Here is a 19,233-nt window from a genome sequence, read left to right on the forward strand (position 1 = left end):
TCTAGCTCGTGGTGTCCGAGCCACCGGAACCGCCGTGCTTTTCTCGTGTTCCCACGGCTGCGGAGAGCGCAATGCCGAGCGCCAGGCCGATCGCGAGGCCCAACAGCGGATCGTCCATCGCGACACCGAAGGCGACACCCACCCCGAGCCCTATCGCGATCGCGGCTCCGAAGCTCAAAGCCTTGCGCGTCTTCCGTCCCATGCTCTTCACGCTACGCCTGTGCAGCGCGTGACGCTTCCGCCGCCCGGCTGAACGTTCCTCCCCCGTACGGCGGAGACGTCGACTCAAGCACGTACGCAACCGAATCCTCCGAAAAGCAAATGGCACGACACGGAGCACGCTTTGTCGGACAGTTCAGTGCAAAACAAAACAATAATTGACGTATTGTCGGACGATCAGTTAATCTTCACTGAGTCTCATGCACCACGTACAGGGAGGTACTCGTGAGCCAGATAGAACAATCCACCGCCTCGGCTCCGTCGAAAGCCCGCGTCGCTGTCGCAGTGGGCGTCGGCAACTTCATGGAATGGTTTGATTTCGCCGTGTACGGCTTCTTCGCCGTCATCATCGGGCAGCTGTTCTTCCCGGAGGGCACTTCCGAGTTCGTCGCCATACTCTCGTCGCTCGCCGTCTTCGCTGTCGGATTCTTCATGCGTCCGCTCGGAGGTTTCATCCTCGGCCCGATCGGTGACCGCTGGGGCCGGCGCGCTGCGCTCGCCATCTCGATTCTCTCCATGGGTATCGCGACGACGATCATCGGCCTTCTCCCCACGTACGCCATGGTCGGAATCCTCGCGCCCATCCTCCTGGTGCTTTGTCGCTGCGTACAGGGCCTGTCTGCAGGAGGCGAGTGGACCGGATCCGCCGCCTACCTCATCGAAAGCACACCGACCCCTCACCGTGGAAAATTCGGAAGCATCATCTCAGCGACGGCGGCATTGGCCACCATCGCCGGCAGCCTCTTCGCTCTCATGCTGACCAACGTGATGCCGGAGGACGCGCTCATCTCCTGGGGATGGCGCATTCCGTTCCTCGCCGCAGCCCCGCTCGCACTTATCGGTCTCTACATACGCATGCGTCTCGGTGAGACTCCCGTGTACAAGACCGTCAAGTCCAAGGACGAAGTCGAGAAGTCGCCCATCCTGCGGAGCTTCAAGGAGAACTGGCGTCCGATTCTGCTTACGATTGCGATCGCTGCAGTACAGGGCACCGGCTTCTACTATCTCGCGACGTTCATTGTGAACTACCTCATGACGACTGTCGGTATCGAACGTCCTGCCGCCCTAGCTATGAGCGCATCCGGACTGACCATCTACATGGTGCTCTGCCCTCTCGCGGGCGCACTCTCCGATAGGTTCGGCCGCAGAAAGCTCAACATCATCGGGACGATCGGCTACATCATCCTGCCGATGCCGGTCTTCTGGATGATGTCGGGGGGCGACTTCGCTCCTGTGGTCTTCGGCATGGCATTGCTCGCGATGACGCAGTCCCTCGTCAGCGTCACGACCGTGGTCATGCTCGTCGAGCTGTTCCCGGCAGCGAACCGTTCGAGCGCGAGTGCGATCGGTTTCAACATAGCCCTCGCCTTCATCGCCGGCCCGGCCTCCTACATCGGGATATGGCTCGCGGGCACGACAGGCGACCCCGTTTCACCGTCCTGGTATCTCATCGCCCTCGCCGTGCTCGCGCTGCCGTTCATCTGGAAGTGGCTGCCGGAGACCGCTGGGCGCGATATCACGTCCGACCACCAGGCTGAACGCGGTGACGCCCTGGGGATCAGCATCGAGGAGGTCGTGGAAACCGAACCGGCCGACCGGACTGCGGACTGAGCGCCAAGGAGCCAACGCATGAAAGGCAACCGAGTTTCCATCGTCCGCTTCGGTACTCGACAGGGCCGCAAATCCGAGGTTTACCTGAACTGGGGCATCTACGGGATACCCGATGCCCCGATCGGCATGGACTACTTCTTCTGGGTGATCCACACGGCCGACGGACCGATCCTGGTCGACACCGGATTCTCCACGGAAGGCGGCGAGCGACGTGCACGCACGTTCCTCACCCACCCGAAGGACGCGTTCGAATCGCTGGGCCTGACAGCGGAATCCAGGCCGGAAGTACTCGTGACTCACGCGCACTACGATCACATCGGCAACCTCGACGCCTTCCCGAAGTCACGCGTCACCATCGCTGCAGCGGAACTGGAGTTCTGGACGAGCGGGATGGAACATCGCAGGCAGTTCCACCACTCGGTCGAAGACGCGGAGCTCGCAGAGCTGCGGAGTGTCCGGGACGAGGGGCGAATCCGGACGTTCGAGAACGAAATCGAGATCGCCGACGGCGTGCGGATGCTGCGCGTCGGCGGTCACACGCCCGGCCAGTCGATCGTCCTGGTCGACACCGCCGAGGGGACCGTCGCACTCGCATCCGACGCCGTGCACTACTACGAGGAATACGAACAGGACTTTCCGTTCGCCTTCGTCGCCGATCTGCCGGCGATGTACGCGGCATTCGATCTGCTGCACGACCTGGAGGCGACCGGAAGAGTCCAGCACGTGGTTTCCGGTCACGACCCGTCTACGCTCGATCGTTTCCGTCGCCTCCACGACGGCCCGCTGCCGGGAGACATAGCCGAGATCGGCTGATGACCAGAGGAGAGAAGATGATCAAGAGATTCGAGAACCGTGTCGTGCTCGTGACTGGAGCCGCGAGCGGCCTCGGCGCGGCCTCGGCGCTGCGTCTCGCCCAAGAGGGAGCGAGCGTCGTCGCCGTCGATGTCGATGAACGCGTCGTAGACACCGCCGCCGAGCTTCCTGGCGAGGCGATTGGAGTCACGGCCGATATCAGCGATGAGCGGGCCGTCGATCGTTACATGGCCGCGGGCTTGGAGCGCTTCGGGCGCATCGACGCATTCCACCTCAACGCAGGGGTCTTCGGCAGTTTCGCCGCTGTTCCGGAGCTGACCGTCGACGACTTCGAACAAGTCATGCGCGTCAACGTCACCGGGCAGTTCCTCGGTCTCCGAGCCGCCTTCCGTCACTACCGCGAACGCGGGGCGGGTGGCGCCATCGTCGTCACCGCCTCCATCGCAGGGCACCGGGCATCCGCGGATCTGCTCCCCTATCAAACCTCCAAGCACGCCGTAGTAGGGCTGATCCACGGTGCCGCCGTGTACGGCGGGCCGGTCGGCGTGCGAGTCAACGGCGTCGCGCCGGGCATCGTGCCCACGCAGCTGTTCTCGGCCGCCGCTGCCGAGAAGGGCGGAGGCGACGATATGGTGCAGCGCGCTTCGACGACTCCGCTGCGGCGAGCCGGCCGAGCCGAGGAGATCGCCGGGACGGTCGCCTATCTCCTCTCCGACGACAGTTCCTACACCACCGGTGAGATCGTCGCGGTGGACGGAGGGGCATCCATCGTCAACACGGTACGCCCGTCGGGTGGAGCCGGAGCATGGGATCCGCGCACCATCGACGAGCCCATGTACCGCGACTGGAGAGGACAAAACAATGGTTGAGCCGACACCACGGATCGGATTCGTCGGCCTGGGCAACATGGGCGGCAGGATGGCCCGGCAGATCACGGCGAGCGGGACCACAGTGCTGGGATTCGACCCCCGGCCGGAGGCGCCTGGCGAGGCCGGCGCAACCTCCGCTGAATCCGCTGCCGCACTCGTACGGCAGACCGATGTCGTGCTGCTTTCGCTACCGGACAGCGCTGTTGTGGAGAAGGTCGTCTACGGTGACCCCGCGTTCCTCGCCGCGATTCGAGAGGGGCAGGTGTTCGTCGATCTCTCGACCTCCTCACCCGATTCGACCCGGAGGATCGCCTCTGACATGGCCGAACGCGGTGCCGTCTACCTCGACGCCGGCATCTCGGGCGGTGCAGCCGCCGCGGAGAAGGGCGCACTGACGCTCATGGTGGGCGGTGACTCTAACGCTCTGGAGCGCGTAAGGCCGGTTCTCGACCACTTCTCCCAGCACGTATACCACTGCGGAGGATCCGGGGCAGGGCATACGGTCAAACTGCTCAACAACTTCCTGAACGCGGTCTCGCTCTCCGCCACGGCGGAAGTCATGGTCGCTGCGAAGAAGGCCGGGCTCGACCTCCACACCGTACTCGACGTGCTCAACGCGTCCTCCGGCGTCAACTTCGCAACGCAGAATCGCTTCCCGAAAGTCATCCGCGGCGACTACCTCAAAGGCGGACTCACGAACACGCTGATGCTCAAGGACGTCCGGCTCTATCTCGAACTACTTGGTGAGCTCGGAGTTCCCAGCCTCAACGCACCCGGTCCGGTTGCAGCATTCGGACTCGCCCGCTCCCTCGGGTATGCGGATGAGATCAGCAACACGGTAGTCGACGCCATCGGGGATATCTCGGGCGGTACCCGCCTGCACGATGAGAACGGAGGAGAGGCATGAAGATCAAACGACCCGATCGGTTCGACGGCACAAGCGGCAAGCCCGGATCGCAATTCACGGGGGACGTCTATCCGTATGTCACCATGGCGCAGACCGATGGTGTGACGATCAACACGGTCGATTTCACGCCCGGCGCGCGGACGCACTGGCACCATCACGAGCACGGCCAGATCCTGCAGGTGCTCGCGGGCCGTGGCCTCGTATGCGCGAATGGCGAGATCCACGTGATCAGAGCCGGCGACACGGTGTGGTGCCCGCCGGGTGAGCAGCACTGGCATGGAGCAGCGCCCGATTCCTTCATGGTGCACACAGCCATCTCCCTCGGCCAGACGGTGTGGGCGGAGCCTGTGACGCAGGAAGAATACGCACAGACACCGGAACAGCGAGAGGACGACGACAATGTTCGATGAGGGTACGCACGCCGAAACGTTCGACGAGGGCCTGGCCATTCGCAAGGAGGTGCTCGGCGCCGACCATGTCGAACGCTCGATGGCCACGGTGAGCGCTTTCTCGCAACCGGTGCAAGACTACGTCACGGAATTCTGCTGGGGAGGCATCTGGTCACGCGAAGGCCTGGAGCGGGCCGAACGCAGCCTGGTCAATCTTGGTATCCTCACCGCGCTCAACCGTTCGCACGAGCTCGCGGTTCACGTCAGAGGCGCTCTGCGCAACGGCGTCACTGTGCAGCAAATACAAGAGGTGCTACTGCAAACGGCAATGTACGTCGGTGCACCTGCCGCGCTTGAATCCTTCCGGATCGCCGAGCGCGTGATTCGGGAGGAACTCGGGGACGACGCTGTCGATCTCGTCGAGCCGAGGCAGCCGTGAGCACTCCTATCGGCCTGATCGGCCTTGGAAACATGGGTCTGCCGATGGCACGACGACTGCTGCAAGCGGGTCACAAGATTCACGGCTTCGACCTCTCCTCAACCTCGCGCGAACGCCTCGCGCACGACGGCGGCACGGCATACGACTCGGCGTCCGAGGCGACCCGTGGATGCAAAATCATTATTCTCATGCTCCCCGATTCCGGAGTCGTCGAATCCGTAGTCGACGAACTCCTCGGGGCCGATGCGATCGACGACCAAGCGTTGCTCATCGACATGAGCTCCTCGCAGCCGCTGCGAACCGAAGCCCTGCACGACAAACTCCTTGAGCGTGGAATCGCCCTGGCCGATGCTCCTGTATCGGGAGGAGTGCAGGGTGCCGAGACCGGACGGCTCACGATAATGCTCGGCGCCGAGGCCGGGTCCCTCGGTCTCGCGCTGCCGATACTCGAGCCGTTAGGAAGGGTCGTGCACTGCGGCCGAGTCGGCGCAGGGCACGCGGTGAAAGCGCTCAACAACCTGCTTTCGGCCACCCATCTCTGGATCACGAGTGAAGCGATCGAGGCCGGTCGCGGCTTCGGGTTGGATCCGGACACCATGCTGGCCGTGTTCAACACTTCCAGCGGCAGAAGCGGATCCACCGAGCACAAATGGCCGAACTTCATTCTCCCCGGCACGTTCGATTCCGGGTTCGCTCTCCAGCTGATGCTGAAAGACATGAAGATCGCTGGTGAACTTGCAGACAGGGTCGGCAGACCTTCCATACTGGGTCAGACAGCAATCCAGCTTTGGGCTGAAGCGGCGGCGGAAGCCGAGCCATCGGCCGACCACACTCGAGTGGCCGAGTGGATCGCAGAACGAGCCGAGAGGGGACCCAGCAATGACGGATAGTACGCGGACCACCGAGGATCAGGAAGCATCGCGCTGGAGCGCAGCGCCCATCGGCCGTGTCGCGGCACCGGTGAAAGAGCAGGTGGTGAACGCCATCCGCGATGCGATCTTGGATTTCAAACTCAAGCCCGGGGATCGACTCGTGGAGCGAGAGATCATCACGTCCATGGAGGTATCGAGAGCCACCGTTCGCGAAGCCATCAGTGTTCTCGCCAGCGAGGGGCTTGTCACGGTCATTCCGCAACGAGGAGCGCACGTCGCTGCACCATCGCTCGAGGATGCCGAGGACCTGTATGAGGTGCGCGCAGCCCTCGAGTCTTTAGTAGTTCGGCGCTTCATCTCGAGAGCGAACGAAAACGAGTTCGTCACACTGGAAGCATCGGTCGAACGCATGGCGGCGAAACTCGACGAAGAACCCGCGGTCATCGACTTCCTCAGGGCCAAGGATGAGTTCTACGAAGTACTGCTGGCCGGAGCTCGTTCGAGCTCGCTCACGCAATTGCTTGGCAGCATTCAAGCCCGAGTACGCCTTCTGCGCGTGACGTCCCTGTCGACAGCGGACAGGCTTCCTCGCGTCGTCCAGGAAATGCGCGACATCGTAGACGCCATATTCGCCCGCAATCCCGACCGAGCCGCGCGGCTGATGGCCGAGCACATCCAAATGGCATCCCGGCTGGCGCTTCACGCGCTGCGCGAGACCAAGTAGCAATCGCAACGACCAACGACATCCACACACAACTCGGAGAGCAAAGGAGCCCCATGACACTCGACCCAAGACAGCAGGCAGCCAAGGACGCATTCGTGGAGCAGCGAGGAACGTGGAGCCCTCTGTGGGAGAGCATCGCCAGGATCGATCCCGACTTCCTCGATGCCTACAGGGAGATGTCGATGGTTCCCTGGCGCAAGGATCACCTTGATCCGAAGACGAAGGAACTCATGCACATCGCGGTTGATGCCGCCGCAACGCACATGTATCTTCCGGGAGTCCGTCAGCATATCCGAGCCGCCTTCGAACACGGCGCCACGGTGCAGGAGATCATGGAGGTGATCGAGTGCGCCTCGACCCTCGGCATCCACGCGATGAACATCGGGGTGCCGATCTTGGTGCGAGTGCTCGAGGAACAGGGGCTCCGTGACGGACCTGCGGACCTCGACGAGCACCAGCAACGACTCAAGGACGAGTTCACGAATACTCGCGGGTACTGGCACTCGTTCTGGGACGAGATCCTCGAACTCGACCCGGAGATGTTCGAGGCCTACACGAACTTCTCGAGCGTCCCCTGGCGCAACGGCACGCTGGAGCCCAAAGTTCGTGAGTTCATCTACATCGCCTTCGACGTAGCCGCGACGCACCTCTACGAGCCGGGGCTCAAGCTGCATCTCGAGAACGCCATCGGATACGGAGCCACGGTGGGAGAGATCCTAGAAGTCTTCGAGATCGCAAGTGTGCTCGGTATCCACGCCGCCACGAGCTCGGTACCGATCCTCGTCGAGGAAGCCGAGGCTGCCGGTATCTCACTCGAATGAATGCCTCCACGCGGTTACGCATCGAGGATGCGGCGGCGCTCGCGGAACGCGCCCTCCATGAACTCGGATACCCCTCCGACGATGCGCGGACCATCCTAGAGCACCTTCTCGACTGCGAATTGCGGGGGCTCGGTTACAGCGGCCTCGCTCGCATCGTGAGCATCGCCGAGCGACTTGCCGGCGCACCTCCCGTCACCGGCAGCGCACGTGCGACCAGGAAGTCGCCGGTCTCGGCTCAGCTCGACGGAGACGACCGGATCGGCTACCTCGTGGCGCTGCAAGCCACCGAGCTCGCGATCGACAAGGCGATTGCGTCGGGCATAGGAATCGTCGGAGCGAACGGCACCTGGTACACGGGGATGCTGAGTTACTATGCGGAACGCATCACGGCCAAAGGGCTCGTCGCGATGCTCGCTTCGAGCGCGACCCCCTGGGTTGCGCCGTTCGGCGGTACCGAACCTCGTTTCGGCACCAACCCGTTCTGCTTCGGGTTTCCCGCTGCCGAGTCACCGCTCATCTGGGACATCGGGATTTCGGAGATCATCCACGCGCAGGCGCTACTGGCGCACCGGACCGGTTCTTCACTGCCTGCCGGCGTCGCCTATGCACAGGATGGTTCGCCCACGACCGATCCGATGGCGGCGCTCGCCGGCGCATTCGCCGCATGGGGCGGCCACAAGGGCAGCGGGCTCGGCGTCTCCGTTCAACTCCTCGGAGCACTGGCTGGGGCACCCCTGCTACCTGGTGAGATGCGCGATTTCGGGTTCTTCGTACTCGCGATCGATCCCGAACTCTTCGGCCCTCGTGATGAACTGCGCAGGAAAGTCAGCCGATACCAGCAACTGCTGGCCGAAACCCGCCCGGCGAATCCCGAGCATCCGGTGCGAGCCCCGTTCGCACGCTCTGCCGCAGAACGAGTAAGGCGCCTCCGGGAGGGCTCACTTGAAGTGCCCAGCGTCGTCCACACCGCGCTCACCGCGTTGGCGGGCTCCTAGCGAACCCCTGCTGCGACCATCACTCCTGCGCACCTGCGCCTCGTGCATGCGTCTCGTGCGCTGCGTGCGTGGCCTCCGTCCTGTAATCCGTGTACATGTACGGGTTGTCGAGCACCTTCGTCTCGGGAATCTCTGGGCTCATGCCTTCCTGCCATGCGTCTTCGCCGAGCGTCGAGCGCAGGTGCTCAACAGTGTCCGCGATTGCCGAGCGGACAGCTCCGATATCGCCATCGACGAGCTTGCCGGCGAACTTCTTGACCTCACCGCCGACGAGTACGGTGTGGACATCGCCCCGATCCGCCTGCATCGCGATATGCCCGTAGGGGTTCACGATGGGGAACATCGTCGGCGAATCGTCGTTCTTCAACAGCAGGACGTCTGCGAGCTTCCCCCGCTCGAGTGAACCGAGCTCTTGCTCCTTGCCGATCGCCTTCGCGCCGCCCCTGGTCGCCCACTCGACGACGTGTTGCGAGCGCAGGTGGGAATGCGTGATCGTCTCCCCCGCACTGTGCGCGGTCAGGTGCTCCCACGATCGGTCGGCTCCCAGTGTGGATCGCATGGCGGAGAAGAGGTCGGCGCTGAACCAGACGCTGGTGTCCACGGAGAGGGAGACGGGGATGTCGTAGGAGCGCAGTGCGTGCGAGGGCGGGTAGCCCTGACCGCAGCTCTGCTCGCTCTCGGTCGAAAGCGAGACGATACCGCCCGTCGCTGCGATCCGCTGATACGAGTCCTCGCCCAGCGTCGCAGCGTGCACGTATACCGTCCCCTCTTCCATGAAGCCGTGCTCGTGCATGAGCCGGACTCCATCGTCATTCGTGGCTCCCCAGACACCCGCGTGGGTGGTCACTCGCACATCAAGATCCCGCGCCACTTCGAACGCTGCCCGTTCGGGGAAAGCGGGGTCGCCAGTGACATCGAAGGCGAGTTGCACTCCGGCGAGCCGCTTGTCGCCGATCGCCGATTCGATGACGCGACGATACGCCGGATCGGCCGTCCACTCCCACGGTCCGGCGAAGATATTGCCGAAACCCATCACGTATCGCCCGGGAGCGTTAACGAGCGCGTCGATGGCGGCTTCGGCATGCTCGACGGACTGCAATCCGTGCGACCAGTCGACGGTCGTGGTGATACCGGATTCGATCGCGTCAAGGGTGCTGAGCGCGTTGCCGGCCCAGTAATCCTGGGGCCTGAACGCCTTTCCGTGCTCAAGGTAGTACCAGACGAAATATTGGGTCAGCGTCCAGTCGGCACCGTATGCCCGCATCGCCGTCTGCCACATGTGACGGTGGCTGTCGATCATGCCCGGCATGACGATGCCGTCGGAAGCGTCGATCTCGTAGGTATCCTCGGGGACGCCGAGATCGTGCCCGATCTCGGCGATACGATCACCGACGACCAGGACATCGGCCCGGTGGTGGATGGTGCGCGAATCGTCCATAGTGACGACGGTGCCGCCCCTGAAGACGATCGCTTGGCCCGGTCTCGGTGCCGGTTTTTCGGTCATGACGTGCTCCTCGTTGAGTCGTTCTCGATTGGATTTGTTTGTCTGTCAGCACTCGACAGACGGGTAGTCCCGCCCCGTCCAGTGCCCGAGCTTTCCTGCATACTCCCGCTGGAAGGAGAGGGCGCCACTGCGCTCCGTGTAATCCTCCTCGTAGAGGCCGATGAAGATCGTTAAAGTCAGGAAGTAGTGAGCCCCCATCTCGAACAGCGCAACGTAGTCGTGCTCTACGAGCGCTCGACGTTCGGCGTCGCTCAGATGCAACCACGTTGTCCGTTCGATACGTTGCCCCTGCGCTCCGAGGTAGGGCATGTACTCCTCCTCCCACCTGGCGACGAGCGCTGCCGAGTCGTCCTTGTAGGCGGCAAGGAGCTCCGGATCCCGGTCGACCTGGAAGAGGAACTTGTTGACGGCGTACTTGCTCATGCCGTCACCTCCTCGCGCACGGCGGCACCGGTCTCGACCGCTCGCTCCCGGGGATCGCCGTTCGGATACCACGTCATGTACATCTCGCGCGTGTGGAACAGATCCAGGTCATCGACGTACGCGGCTCGTTCCGGGCCGGCGATACCCAGCATCAGCACGAGGTCGAGGAATCCAGGCGTCGCATTGCCCGCCGCGACCATCGACTCCCAGGTGACGTTCTCGAGGATCGCATCGATGTCACCGCTCGCGAGCCACTCGATGGCCTGCACATCCCACTCGGGGTCGGGCCCGTGCTCGCCGAACATCCTCGGCCCTCCGAGTTCAAGCGAGAGGTGACCGGATCCGATAGCCGCGATGCGCCTGTCGGACGGGTATTCGTCGATGATCTCCCGGATGGCCCTCCCCAGATCGTAGAAACGCTTCGCACTCGGCAGCGGCGGCGCGAAGATGTTCGTGTAGATGGGCACGATCGGCAGGTCACCCTCGGGTCGGGTCGTGATGATCGGGCAGATGATCGAGTGGTCGATCTTCAGCTCATTCGATACCGAGAAGTCGAACCCGCGATCGAGAAGCCCCTGCAGCATAAAGCCCGACAGTTCTTCGTGTCCTTCGAGTTCATAGGTCGGCATGCTGAACTCGCGAATCTCGTTGTAGAAGGTCGCGTCGTATCGTGGTTGCTTGCCGATCAGAAAGGTGGGGTAGTTGTCGTGGAAGAACTGGTGGAAGTGATCGGAGCCGACCATCACGAGCAGCTCCGGCTCGGCTGCCGTGAGCGTCTCGCGGTACGACTCGACCTTCGCCTTCCACTCTCCCGCCTGTGGCATCTGCTTATCGGGTGGCGTCAATTCCGTCGCCTTGTAGAAGAACGGGTGGTGCGTCGTCGCGAGCACCGCACTCAGTGTTGCCATCTGTCTCTCCTTCGAGCGTTACGTATACGTTGCGTTAGTCTTCCGGCAGAATGTAGCGGGCGTTGCGGTCGACTTCGTTGTAGATGGAGGGTCCTACGGGATTGCGCTGTTCTTCGGCGAGATGGCCGATGAGTCCGGCTGTGCGAGCGAGCAAGGCGAAGCCCCGGAGCAGACCTAAGGGCAGTTGCGCGTCAGCAAGGGCCGCGCCCGCGACTCCTGCGCCGTTGAGCGGTAGCGTTCGCCCGAGTACCTCCGGATGCACTCGGCCGATCGCTTCGAACAGCGCCAGGTGCGGGCCGAACACGCCCTCCTCCCGCGCGATCCGGAACATCACCGGCGTGCGGGGGTCGCCCTCTTTGTGCACGGGATGCCCGAGCCCTGGAAGTCGCTTCCCTTCCGATTTCGCCGACTCGACGACATCGCGCGCGACGACGTCCCAGTCATCGGAGGTGAATGCGCCGGTATCGCCGAGCGCGGAGAGCTGCTCAGCGAGGAAGGTCCCGGTGTTTTCCGTGACTCCGAGAAATCTGGACCCTCCGCCGAGGAGCCCGGCCGCGAGCGCTCCCTGGATCGAGTCGGGGGCCGAGTAGTAGGTCATTCGGGCCGCTATCGCGGTGGGCGTGTACCCGTGGTCGGCGAGGGATACCAAGGCCGCTTCGAACACCTTCAGCTGCCCCGGTGTGGGTCGTCGCTTGGTGGCCAGCCAGTACGCGAGTTCACCGAACCCGACCTGCCCCAATACGTCTTCGGCAAGGTCCTGGCCGAGGAGTTGAATCGCATCCGGGGTCGACGTGCCGATTCCCGTCGGATAGCTTCGTTCCTCGCTCATCGGTCCTCTCCTTGTTCATCTCGGTTGCTCAGCCAGGCCCGTAGATCCGAGTCGTGCTCTCCCAACTCTGGCGGCGGCAGCCGGTACTGTGGTGCTGTCTTCGAGAATGTGATCGCGTTGCGGATCATCGGCACGGCTCGCTCGCCATCCCCCACTGTCACAATCGGCTCGAGCCCGAGCCGTTCAGCGAGGCGGACACCGCCGTCGATCGTCTGCACCGGGCCGCACGCGATGCCGGCGCGCGTCAGCCTGTCGAACCACTCATCCGTCGTGGCCGTGGCAAGCGCGTCGACGAGCAGGGGCCGCAATTCCTCCCGGTTGCGATTCCGCCCATCCGTGGTGGTGAAGCGCTCGTCCTCGAGGACCTCCGGGATTCCGAGCGCTTCGGCGAGCGCGGCGAACTGGCGATCGTTCGCAGCCACGACGATGATCTCGCCGTCCGATGCGGGCAGCGGCTCGTAGGGGAACAGGCTCGGATGGGCATTGCCCATCCGGAACGGGACGGTTCCGCTTGCGATGTAAGTCGAAGAGTGGTTAGCCATCCCCGCCAACGCAGTGGAGAGCAGGTTGACCTCGATGTGCTGTCCCTCGCCGGTGAGATCCCGATGCCGCACCGCGGCCAGAATGCCGATAACCGACTGCAGACCGGTCATGATGTCGAATACCGATACTCCCGACCGATAGGCCGGCCCGTCGGCGTCACCGGTGAGACTCATGAGACCGGACATCGCCTGCACGATGAGGTCGTAGCCGGGCAGGTGCGCACCTTCTGCGCTCCCGAACCCACTGATCGATGCGTACACGACTTCCGGGTTCGTCGCTGCCACGCTTTCGTAATCCAGGCCGAACTTCTGCAATCCGCCGGGCCTGAAGTTCTCGATGACGATATCCGCGCGGCGCGTGAGCTCCTGAGCGAGGGCTCTGTCGTCTTCGCTCCGGAAGTCGAGCACGATGTCCCGTTTGTTGCGGTTGATGCCGAGATAGTAGGTCGACACCCCATCCCGTTCCGGCGGTCGCCAGCCTCGTGTCTCATCGCCGATCGGCGCTTCCACCTTCACAACCTCAGCGCCAAGATCACCCAGGATCTGTGTTGCGAAGGGACCGGCGAGTACCCGAGAGAGGTCTGCAACGAGCAGCCCCGAAAGGGGTCCGGACCGGCCGTCTATGCCGTTTTGCTGAGCAGTCATCAACTCGTCCTTCTGATCATCTGATTGGTGTTCACCAGGAGCATCAGTACTGCGCCGACAACTGCGGCACCAACCACCTGCAGCAGGCCGGCACCCGACCACCCGAGGCCGCCTACGAGCCCACCGAACAGTGTTCCGGAGAACGCCGCCGCCACGTAGTAGGTCAAGACGAAGATGCCCTGGCCGCGTCCGACGCGCTCTGGCCGTACAGAGCGCTGCAACGCCGTCGAGATGTTCGTGAAGAGGCCGCCCGAGCCGAAAGCGCCGACGAGGAACGAGAGCAGATACTGCGCGACGGGTTCGGTCGCGAAGGTATACATCGGCCAGGCGGCAGCGGCCGTTCCCGCGAAGCTGACCAGCAGCACCCACTTCTGCGGGAATCGGTCTCCGAACCACCCGAACACGAGCGCGAGCATTGCTCCCAGGCCCCCCATGGCGACGGCGAGGCTCGCCTGCCCGTCGTCGAAGCCCAGCGATTCACCGAGATATGTCGGGTACAGCCCCAGATACCCGTAGAAGATGATGCCCGCGAGCGCCGCCCCGAGCCCGAGAACAACGGTGTTCCGGTTGAGAGTGCCAGTCGGCATGAAGTCGAAGGCGTTCGCGGCGTCGATGCCGGCACGGCCGGCGGCCGCCTCCGACATGCTGCGCTTGACGAAGGCGAAGATCATTACGGTCATGACGATGCCGAGGGCCGCGAATAATAGGAACGGTGCGCGCCAGGTGCCCCATTGGGCTGCGAAGGGCACGCCGACGAGCGGACCGAGGAAGATTCCGGCTCCGAAAGCGACCCCTACGAATCCTGCGGCGAATGCGCGTCGATGGAAGAAGAAGGCGCCGATGATGGCGTAGAGCGCGGTCGCTTGCACGCCTTCCCCGATTCCCGACAGCAATCGATATGCCGCCATATCCCAGAAACCCTGTGAGATGGCGATCAATCCGGTACCGAGCGAGAACACGAGCACGCTGGCCAGCACAATGGTCTTCCGACCGAGCCGATCGACGAGGAAGCCGGCGAGGAAGCCGGCGACCGCGAGCCCGAGGGTGAAGCTGGTCGCAAGGAAGCCCGACTCGACGAGCGAGAACCCCAATTCTTCACGGATCTGCGGCAGCAGGGGATAGAAAACCTGTCTGTCCATGGCGTTGAGCATCCACGATGCGCACAGGACGGCGAAGCCGACCGCAACCAGTGTGGGTGAAAGTTTGCTCTTCGCCTTCTCCGAGGGCTTGACTGCTTCCGAGACTTCTGCCACTACGTTCCCCTTCGAACTTGTCCGCTTGCCGGACATTTAGACGCTATGCGGACACCATGATAGTTGGCATGGTAGTACCGACGGCCTGCGCCGTCAATCCCCTATAGGGGCAGTAGCCGCCTGGAGTCAGCCTGCGGTCGCGACCGGGATGCGCGCACGCAGTGCGTAGTCGTCCCCGAGTTCCGAAGCGGTCCGCAGCAGATGCGGCAGGTGCGACTCCTGCAGATACTCGAGCGTCGTCTCCGCCGCATGCGCATTCACGTTCAACGCAGCGAACACGGTTCCGTCAGACTTCCTGATCGGTGCCGCGATCGATCGGATGGCGGGCGCGAGCTGCTGGTCGGAGATCGCCCACCCTTGCTCACGCACCCGAGCGAGCACGGCATCGAGTTCTTCACGGCTCGGGTTCCATGGCGGAACGATGCCGGATCTCGAAGGAGTCGCGACCACTTCGGAGAGCTTCTCGGCACTCAAGTCGGCAAGGAGCACCTTGCCGAGGGACGTTTGCGCGGCGGGAAACCGCGTCCCGACGGAGACCGACAGCGTGACGAGCTTCGGAACGGCGGCTCGCGCAACGTAGACGACGTCGGAACCGTCGAGAACCGCAATGGATGACGACTCGTTCGTCAGGTCGACGAGCTGACGAAGACGCGGCATGGCTGTCTCCCAGAAGTCGCTGCCGCCGTAGAACGCAACCCCGAGTTCGAGCACCCTCGGCGTCAGCTCGAAGCGGCCCTCCTTCGACGCCACGTAGCCGAGCTCCTGCAGCGTAATGAGTATCCGGCGAGCGGTCGGCCTCGCGAGCTCCGCTCGCTGTGCCACTTCGCTCAGCGACTGCAGTGGCGCGCCATCGAAACTTCGTACGACACTGAAGCCGCGCGCGATGGCCTCGACGAAGTCGGGGTTGGACCTCTCGCGCACCTGGGCCTGCCTTTCACCGGGATCTGCCTCAGTGTATCGACAGCCCGGGCCGCGGTTGCTTCGAGTCGCGGACGCCAGCGCAACGACCCGCCCTGGACGCTACGACTCCTTCGTGATCTCCACCTTCACGAACAGTTCGCTCTTGCCACTGCCCGCGAAGACGCCTCGCAGGGGCGGAACATCGTTGTAATCGCGGCCGTAGCCGACGCGCACGTGGCGTTCGCCGATGTCGATCAGGTTCGTTGGATCCCACGGATACCAGTCGCCCGTGAACCATTCGACCCACGCGTGCGACTCACCCGTGACGGTCTCCCCGACCTCTGCATCCGGCTTCGGGTGCAGGTATCCGGAAACGTAGATCGCCGGAATCCCGACCGCGCGCAGCGCCCCTATCGTGATGTGCGCGATGTCCTGGCAGACACCCTTCTTGTTCACCCACGCCTCCCGCGCGAGCGTGTGCACGTGCGTGACGCCCGACATGTACTCGATCTCTTCGCCAACCATACGAGCGATGGCGGCAGCCGCTTCATCGGGAGTATCGGCGCCGTCGGCGATCTCTTTCGCCTCCTCGACGAGATCGTCCGCCGGGACGGTGCGGTCGGTTTGCACGAGCTGCTCGACGTACTTCGTCGACCGCTGCACGAGCTTGCCGAGCTGCTCCCACGAGATGTCGTGGCCGCGAATGAGCCTTGGGCGTACTTCAACGAGCGACTCGGCCGTCAATTGCAGCTCCGAGTGAGGGTTCAGCACGTCGAACGAGGTCACTCGCGTACCCCAGTAGTCGTCGTACTGGTTCATGCTCGTGTACGGATGGATGTCGAGGTTCGAGTAGATGACGAACTGCCCGTCGGACGACACCGGCAGCATCCGAGCTTCGTTGTACGACGCCATCGCCGGCGCTTCGTACCGGTACCCGGTCGTGTGGGTGATGCGGATGCGACTCATGACTGACCTCCCATCCACGCGGGCATATTGTGGGTCGGGAAGTACCGCTCCCGCACCGCGTTCGAAACATCGGTGGTCGTCGACTGCACGCGGTCCATGACGTGCGGTAGTTCCTCGATGATCTCGCCGATGGGCCGGAACTCGAGCTCTGCACGGATGCGCCCGAGCATCCTCACGGCGTGATCCTGGTAGCCGATGCGCTCGCGCTGCGGGTCGATGTCGCGCAGGCAGTGCTCGGCGAGTGTGAGGGAGAACATGATCGATCTTGGAAACAACCGGTCGAGCAGCAGGAACTCGGCCGCGTTCGTGCTCGACGGCACCCCGCGATAGGTGCGCAGGTACGCCTCGTACGCACCGACGGAACGCAGGATGGTCGTCCACGACGGCCCCGACGCCTCCGTGAGGGCGCGGGTCGCCAGCAGCCTCGCCGTCATGTCCGCTCGCTCGATCGCACGGCCGAGCGTGAAGAAGCGCCACGCGTCGTCACGGCTCGACGTCGAATCCGCCAGGCCGGCAGCGAGCGCCGCCCGTTCGCGCACCCACGAGAAGAGCTCGTGCACCTTCTCGCCGCCGACGCGGTGCGGCATCCCCGTGTACGTGGTGTTGAGCACCTCCCACAGCTCGGTCGAGATGATCTCGCGTGCCCTCCTGGCGTTCTCGCGCGACGTGCGCACGGAGTAGGCAATGGAGGCCGTATTCGTGCGGTCGGTGGCGAGTGCGGAGATGACGTCGGCGCGCGTGAGTTTGTGCTCGGGCGGTGCATCATTGCCCATGACCCCGAGTAGCGCACGGCACGCGGTGTCCTCATCGACGAAGATGTCCTCCAACAGCAGCTGCAGGTAAACGTCGAGGATACGCGCGGTGCCGTCACTGCGTTCGATGTAACGGCCGATCCAGAACAGACTCTCGGCGATACGGCTCAGCATGCTCGGCCTCCCGTCTGCTGTTGCTGTTCGTCTTGCGATCGCCCCGCATCCTGCGGCGACTGATCCTGTTCGTGATCGCTCGGGTCGATGATCGGGATCGCGGAGGTGATCGGTTCGCCGGAGACGCCGAACTCGTCATCGTCGGTCGGGTCGATCACGGGATGTCGCGCATCCCCCAGCACCCACGTGTCCTTCGAGCCGCCGCCCAGCGACGAATTCACGACGAGCTGCCCCTCCGGCAGCGCAACGCGAGTGAGACCGCCCGGCAGCACCCACACGTCTTCGCCGTCGTTGACCGCGAAGGGTCGCAGGTCGACGTGCCGGGGCCGGAGACCGTCTTCCACGAGGGTCGGGATGGTCGAGAGCTGCACGACGGGCTGCGCGATCCAGCCGCGCGGGTCGTCGAGCAAACGTGTGCGGAGCGCGTCGAGCTCGGTTCTGCTCGCATCGGGACCGATCACGAGCCCCTTGCCGCCCGAGCCGTCGACGGGCTTCACGACGAGTTCGTCGAGCCGGTCGATGACCTCTTCGAGCGCTTCCGGCTCGTCGAGCCGCCACGTGTCGACGTTCTTCAGAATCGGGTCCTCGCCGAGGTAGTACCTGATCAGCTCTGGCACGTACGTGTAGATGAGCTTGTCGTCGGCGACGCCGTTGCCGACCGCGTTCGCAATCGTCACGTTGCCGAGGCGCGCAGACAGCATGAGACCGGGGCTGCCGAGCACGGAGTCGGCCCTGAACTGCAGCGGGTCGAGGAAGTCGTCGTCAACTCTGCGGTAGATGACGTCGACGCGCATGGGCCCGTTGGTCGTGCGCATGTAGACGCGGCCGCCCGAAGTGAAGAGGTCTCGTCCCTCGACGAGCTCGACGCCCATCAGACGGGCGACCAGCGTGTGCTCGAAGTAGGCGGAGTTGAAGACTCCGGGTGTGAGCACGACGACGGTCGGATCGTCGACGCCCGCGGGGGCCGCGGCACGCAACGCTTTCAGCAACTGGTCGCAGTAGTCGCCGACTGGTCGCACCCGCATCTGCGCGAACATCTCCGGCAGCGTCTGCGCGAGCATTCTGCGGTTGGACATGACGTAGCTCACACCGCTGGGGATGCGTACATTGTCTTCGAGCACGCGCCAGTCGCCCACTTCGTCGCGAATCAGGTCGATACCGGAAACGTGGATGCGCACGCCGTTCGCGCCGGAGAAGCCCGCGGCCTGCCGGTGATAGTGCGCGGATGACGAGATCAGCTGCGCCGGGATCACCCCGTCGTCGATCACCCGCTGCGGGCCGTAGACATCGGCCAGGAATGCCTCGAGCGCTTTCACGCGCTGCTTCACGCCAGACTCGACGTGCGACCAGCTGTCGGCGGTGATGATGCGGGGCACGGCATCCAGCGGGAACGGCCGCTCCTCGCCCGCGAAGTCGAACGTGACGCCCTGCGCGAGGTACGACCTCGCGAGCGCGTCCGCCCTCCCGCCGAGTTCCTCCTGGCTCAGCGTGCTGAGCGCCTCGTAGATCTCTCGGTACGGAGCTCGGGGAGTGCCGGGTGCTGAGAACATTTCGTCCCAGGGCTTGCCACTCCGGCGGGGCTGATTGGCCAGAGGCTTGTCGTAGTCGTCGAACAGATCGCCCATACACCGACACTAGCGGCCGTGCGCGACAGAACGCAGAGACCCGGAATGTCGCA

21 protein-coding genes are annotated in these 19,233 nt (G+C 63.9%); 10 read left to right on the plus strand and 11 right to left on the minus strand.

Annotation, left to right across the window (positions count from 1 at the left end; translation table 11 throughout):
* Nucleotide 1: 1 nt before the first annotated feature.
* Nucleotides 2-202 (minus strand): hypothetical protein, encoded by a 201-nt coding sequence (locus tag Q0O95_RS08515; protein ID WP_293697383.1) that lies wholly within the window; start codon nucleotides 200-202, stop codon nucleotides 2-4.
* 242 nt (nucleotides 203-444) lie between these two features.
* On the opposite strand from Q0O95_RS08515, the gene Q0O95_RS08520 reads away from it, so the two are divergent.
* The 10 genes from Q0O95_RS08520 to Q0O95_RS08565 are packed head-to-tail and all read left to right on the plus strand — an operon-like array spanning nucleotide 445 to nucleotide 8,659.
* A complete protein-coding gene (locus tag Q0O95_RS08520) occupies nucleotides 445-1,830 on the plus strand; it encodes an MFS transporter (RefSeq protein ID WP_293697385.1) in 1,386 nt (461 codons plus the stop codon).
* A gap of 18 nt (nucleotides 1,831-1,848) precedes the next feature.
* Complete coding sequence (locus Q0O95_RS08525; protein ID WP_293697387.1) at nucleotides 1,849-2,643, plus strand: N-acyl homoserine lactonase family protein; 795 nt, start codon at nucleotides 1,849-1,851, stop codon at nucleotides 2,641-2,643.
* Nucleotides 2,644-2,660: 17 nt separating this feature from the next.
* Nucleotides 2,661-3,512, plus strand: coding sequence for an SDR family oxidoreductase (locus Q0O95_RS08530; protein ID WP_293697389.1), 852 nt, complete (start codon nucleotides 2,661-2,663; stop codon nucleotides 3,510-3,512).
* The gene (locus tag Q0O95_RS08535) at nucleotides 3,505-4,419 is read left to right on the plus strand and encodes an NAD(P)-dependent oxidoreductase (protein ID WP_293697391.1); all 915 of its coding nucleotides are present in this window, start codon (nucleotides 3,505-3,507) and stop codon (nucleotides 4,417-4,419) included. The genes Q0O95_RS08530 and Q0O95_RS08535 overlap by 8 nt, the downstream gene beginning before the upstream one ends.
* A complete protein-coding gene (locus Q0O95_RS08540; protein ID WP_293697393.1) occupies nucleotides 4,416-4,829 on the plus strand; it encodes a cupin domain-containing protein in 414 nt (137 codons plus the stop codon). Before Q0O95_RS08535 ends, Q0O95_RS08540 begins: the two co-directional genes overlap by 4 nt.
* Nucleotides 4,819-5,247: a carboxymuconolactone decarboxylase family protein gene (locus Q0O95_RS08545; protein WP_293697395.1), complete on the plus strand. Its 429-nt coding sequence runs from the start codon at nucleotides 4,819-4,821 to the stop codon at nucleotides 5,245-5,247. The genes Q0O95_RS08540 and Q0O95_RS08545 overlap by 11 nt, the downstream gene beginning before the upstream one ends.
* Nucleotides 5,244-6,137 (plus strand): NAD(P)-dependent oxidoreductase, encoded by an 894-nt coding sequence (locus Q0O95_RS08550; RefSeq protein WP_293697397.1) that lies wholly within the window; start codon nucleotides 5,244-5,246, stop codon nucleotides 6,135-6,137. Before Q0O95_RS08545 ends, Q0O95_RS08550 begins: the two co-directional genes overlap by 4 nt.
* Nucleotides 6,127-6,843: a GntR family transcriptional regulator gene (locus Q0O95_RS08555; RefSeq protein WP_293697399.1), complete on the plus strand. Its 717-nt coding sequence runs from the start codon at nucleotides 6,127-6,129 to the stop codon at nucleotides 6,841-6,843. The genes Q0O95_RS08550 and Q0O95_RS08555 overlap by 11 nt, the downstream gene beginning before the upstream one ends.
* A 53-nt stretch (nucleotides 6,844-6,896) precedes the next feature.
* Nucleotides 6,897-7,664 (plus strand): carboxymuconolactone decarboxylase family protein, encoded by a 768-nt coding sequence (locus Q0O95_RS08560; protein ID WP_293697401.1) that lies wholly within the window; start codon nucleotides 6,897-6,899, stop codon nucleotides 7,662-7,664.
* A complete protein-coding gene (locus tag Q0O95_RS08565) occupies nucleotides 7,661-8,659 on the plus strand; it encodes an Ldh family oxidoreductase (protein WP_293697403.1) in 999 nt (332 codons plus the stop codon). Before Q0O95_RS08560 ends, Q0O95_RS08565 begins: the two co-directional genes overlap by 4 nt.
* 19 nt (nucleotides 8,660-8,678) lie before the next feature.
* Here the strand turns inward: Q0O95_RS08565 and Q0O95_RS08570 are convergent, their stop codons facing one another.
* The 10 genes from Q0O95_RS08570 to Q0O95_RS08615 all read right to left on the minus strand — a co-directional run bounded on the left by Q0O95_RS08570 (nucleotide 8,679) and on the right by Q0O95_RS08615 (nucleotide 19,180).
* Nucleotides 8,679-10,163 carry an amidohydrolase family protein gene (locus Q0O95_RS08570; protein WP_293697405.1) on the minus strand — a complete coding sequence of 495 codons (1,485 nt, stop codon included), beginning with the start codon at nucleotides 10,161-10,163 and terminating at the stop codon, nucleotides 8,679-8,681.
* Nucleotides 10,164-10,208: 45 nt separating this feature from the next.
* Complete coding sequence (locus Q0O95_RS08575) at nucleotides 10,209-10,586, minus strand: hypothetical protein (RefSeq protein ID WP_293697407.1); 378 nt, start codon at nucleotides 10,584-10,586, stop codon at nucleotides 10,209-10,211.
* Nucleotides 10,583-11,494 (minus strand): hypothetical protein, encoded by a 912-nt coding sequence (locus Q0O95_RS08580; protein ID WP_293697409.1) that lies wholly within the window; start codon nucleotides 11,492-11,494, stop codon nucleotides 10,583-10,585. Before Q0O95_RS08580 ends, Q0O95_RS08575 begins: the two co-directional genes overlap by 4 nt.
* A 34-nt stretch (nucleotides 11,495-11,528) precedes the next feature.
* The gene (locus Q0O95_RS08585) at nucleotides 11,529-12,323 is read right to left on the minus strand and encodes a citryl-CoA lyase (RefSeq protein WP_293697411.1); all 795 of its coding nucleotides are present in this window, start codon (nucleotides 12,321-12,323) and stop codon (nucleotides 11,529-11,531) included.
* The gene (locus Q0O95_RS08590) at nucleotides 12,320-13,510 is read right to left on the minus strand and encodes a CoA transferase (RefSeq protein ID WP_293697413.1); all 1,191 of its coding nucleotides are present in this window, start codon (nucleotides 13,508-13,510) and stop codon (nucleotides 12,320-12,322) included. Before Q0O95_RS08590 ends, Q0O95_RS08585 begins: the two co-directional genes overlap by 4 nt.
* Entirely contained in the window at nucleotides 13,510-14,763 is a 1,254-nt protein-coding gene (locus tag Q0O95_RS08595) for an MFS transporter (RefSeq protein ID WP_293697415.1), read from the minus strand. Before Q0O95_RS08595 ends, Q0O95_RS08590 begins: the two co-directional genes overlap by 1 nt.
* Before the next feature lie 126 nt (nucleotides 14,764-14,889).
* Entirely contained in the window at nucleotides 14,890-15,684 is a 795-nt protein-coding gene (locus tag Q0O95_RS08600; protein WP_293697417.1) for an IclR family transcriptional regulator C-terminal domain-containing protein, read from the minus strand.
* A gap of 99 nt (nucleotides 15,685-15,783) precedes the next feature.
* A complete protein-coding gene (locus tag Q0O95_RS08605; RefSeq protein WP_293697419.1) occupies nucleotides 15,784-16,629 on the minus strand; it encodes a transglutaminase family protein in 846 nt (281 codons plus the stop codon).
* The gene (locus tag Q0O95_RS08610; protein WP_293697420.1) at nucleotides 16,626-17,555 is read right to left on the minus strand and encodes an alpha-E domain-containing protein; all 930 of its coding nucleotides are present in this window, start codon (nucleotides 17,553-17,555) and stop codon (nucleotides 16,626-16,628) included. The genes Q0O95_RS08605 and Q0O95_RS08610 overlap by 4 nt, the downstream gene beginning before the upstream one ends.
* Nucleotides 17,549-19,180 carry a circularly permuted type 2 ATP-grasp protein gene (locus Q0O95_RS08615; RefSeq protein WP_293697421.1) on the minus strand — a complete coding sequence of 544 codons (1,632 nt, stop codon included), beginning with the start codon at nucleotides 19,178-19,180 and terminating at the stop codon, nucleotides 17,549-17,551. Before Q0O95_RS08615 ends, Q0O95_RS08610 begins: the two co-directional genes overlap by 7 nt.
* Nucleotides 19,181-19,233: the final 53 nt, after the last annotated feature.

Source organism: uncultured Agrococcus sp. (genome assembly GCF_945915485.1).
In the GTDB taxonomy this organism is placed as follows: Bacteria; Actinomycetota; Actinomycetes; order Actinomycetales; family Microbacteriaceae; genus Agrococcus.

What these genes read in the sequence shown, in the direction of transcription:
- Q0O95_RS08515 (WP_293697383.1), bottom strand. Translation starts at nt 202, where the DNA reads ATGGGACGGAAGACGCGCAAGGCTTTGAGCTTCGGAGCCGCGATCGCG.
- Q0O95_RS08525 (WP_293697387.1), top strand. Translation starts at nt 1,849, where the DNA reads ATGAAAGGCAACCGAGTTTCCATCGTCCGCTTCGGTACTCGACAGGGC.
- Q0O95_RS08530 (WP_293697389.1), top strand. Translation starts at nt 2,661, where the DNA reads ATGATCAAGAGATTCGAGAACCGTGTCGTGCTCGTGACTGGAGCCGCG.
- Q0O95_RS08535 (WP_293697391.1), top strand. Translation starts at nt 3,505, where the DNA reads ATGGTTGAGCCGACACCACGGATCGGATTCGTCGGCCTGGGCAACATG.
- Q0O95_RS08540 (WP_293697393.1), top strand. Translation starts at nt 4,416, where the DNA reads ATGAAGATCAAACGACCCGATCGGTTCGACGGCACAAGCGGCAAGCCC.
- Q0O95_RS08545 (WP_293697395.1), top strand. Translation starts at nt 4,819, where the DNA reads ATGTTCGATGAGGGTACGCACGCCGAAACGTTCGACGAGGGCCTGGCC.
- Q0O95_RS08555 (WP_293697399.1), top strand. Translation starts at nt 6,127, where the DNA reads ATGACGGATAGTACGCGGACCACCGAGGATCAGGAAGCATCGCGCTGG.
- Q0O95_RS08560 (WP_293697401.1), top strand. Translation starts at nt 6,897, where the DNA reads ATGACACTCGACCCAAGACAGCAGGCAGCCAAGGACGCATTCGTGGAG.
- Q0O95_RS08565 (WP_293697403.1), top strand. Translation starts at nt 7,661, where the DNA reads ATGAATGCCTCCACGCGGTTACGCATCGAGGATGCGGCGGCGCTCGCG.
- Q0O95_RS08570 (WP_293697405.1), bottom strand. Translation starts at nt 10,163, where the DNA reads ATGACCGAAAAACCGGCACCGAGACCGGGCCAAGCGATCGTCTTCAGG.
- Q0O95_RS08575 (WP_293697407.1), bottom strand. Translation starts at nt 10,586, where the DNA reads ATGAGCAAGTACGCCGTCAACAAGTTCCTCTTCCAGGTCGACCGGGAT.
- Q0O95_RS08580 (WP_293697409.1), bottom strand. Translation starts at nt 11,494, where the DNA reads ATGGCAACACTGAGTGCGGTGCTCGCGACGACGCACCACCCGTTCTTC.
- Q0O95_RS08585 (WP_293697411.1), bottom strand. Translation starts at nt 12,323, where the DNA reads ATGAGCGAGGAACGAAGCTATCCGACGGGAATCGGCACGTCGACCCCG.
- Q0O95_RS08590 (WP_293697413.1), bottom strand. Translation starts at nt 13,510, where the DNA reads ATGACTGCTCAGCAAAACGGCATAGACGGCCGGTCCGGACCCCTTTCG.
- Q0O95_RS08605 (WP_293697419.1), bottom strand. Translation starts at nt 16,629, where the DNA reads ATGAGTCGCATCCGCATCACCCACACGACCGGGTACCGGTACGAAGCG.
- Q0O95_RS08610 (WP_293697420.1), bottom strand. Translation starts at nt 17,555, where the DNA reads ATGCTGAGCCGTATCGCCGAGAGTCTGTTCTGGATCGGCCGTTACATC.
- Q0O95_RS08615 (WP_293697421.1), bottom strand. Translation starts at nt 19,180, where the DNA reads ATGGGCGATCTGTTCGACGACTACGACAAGCCTCTGGCCAATCAGCCC.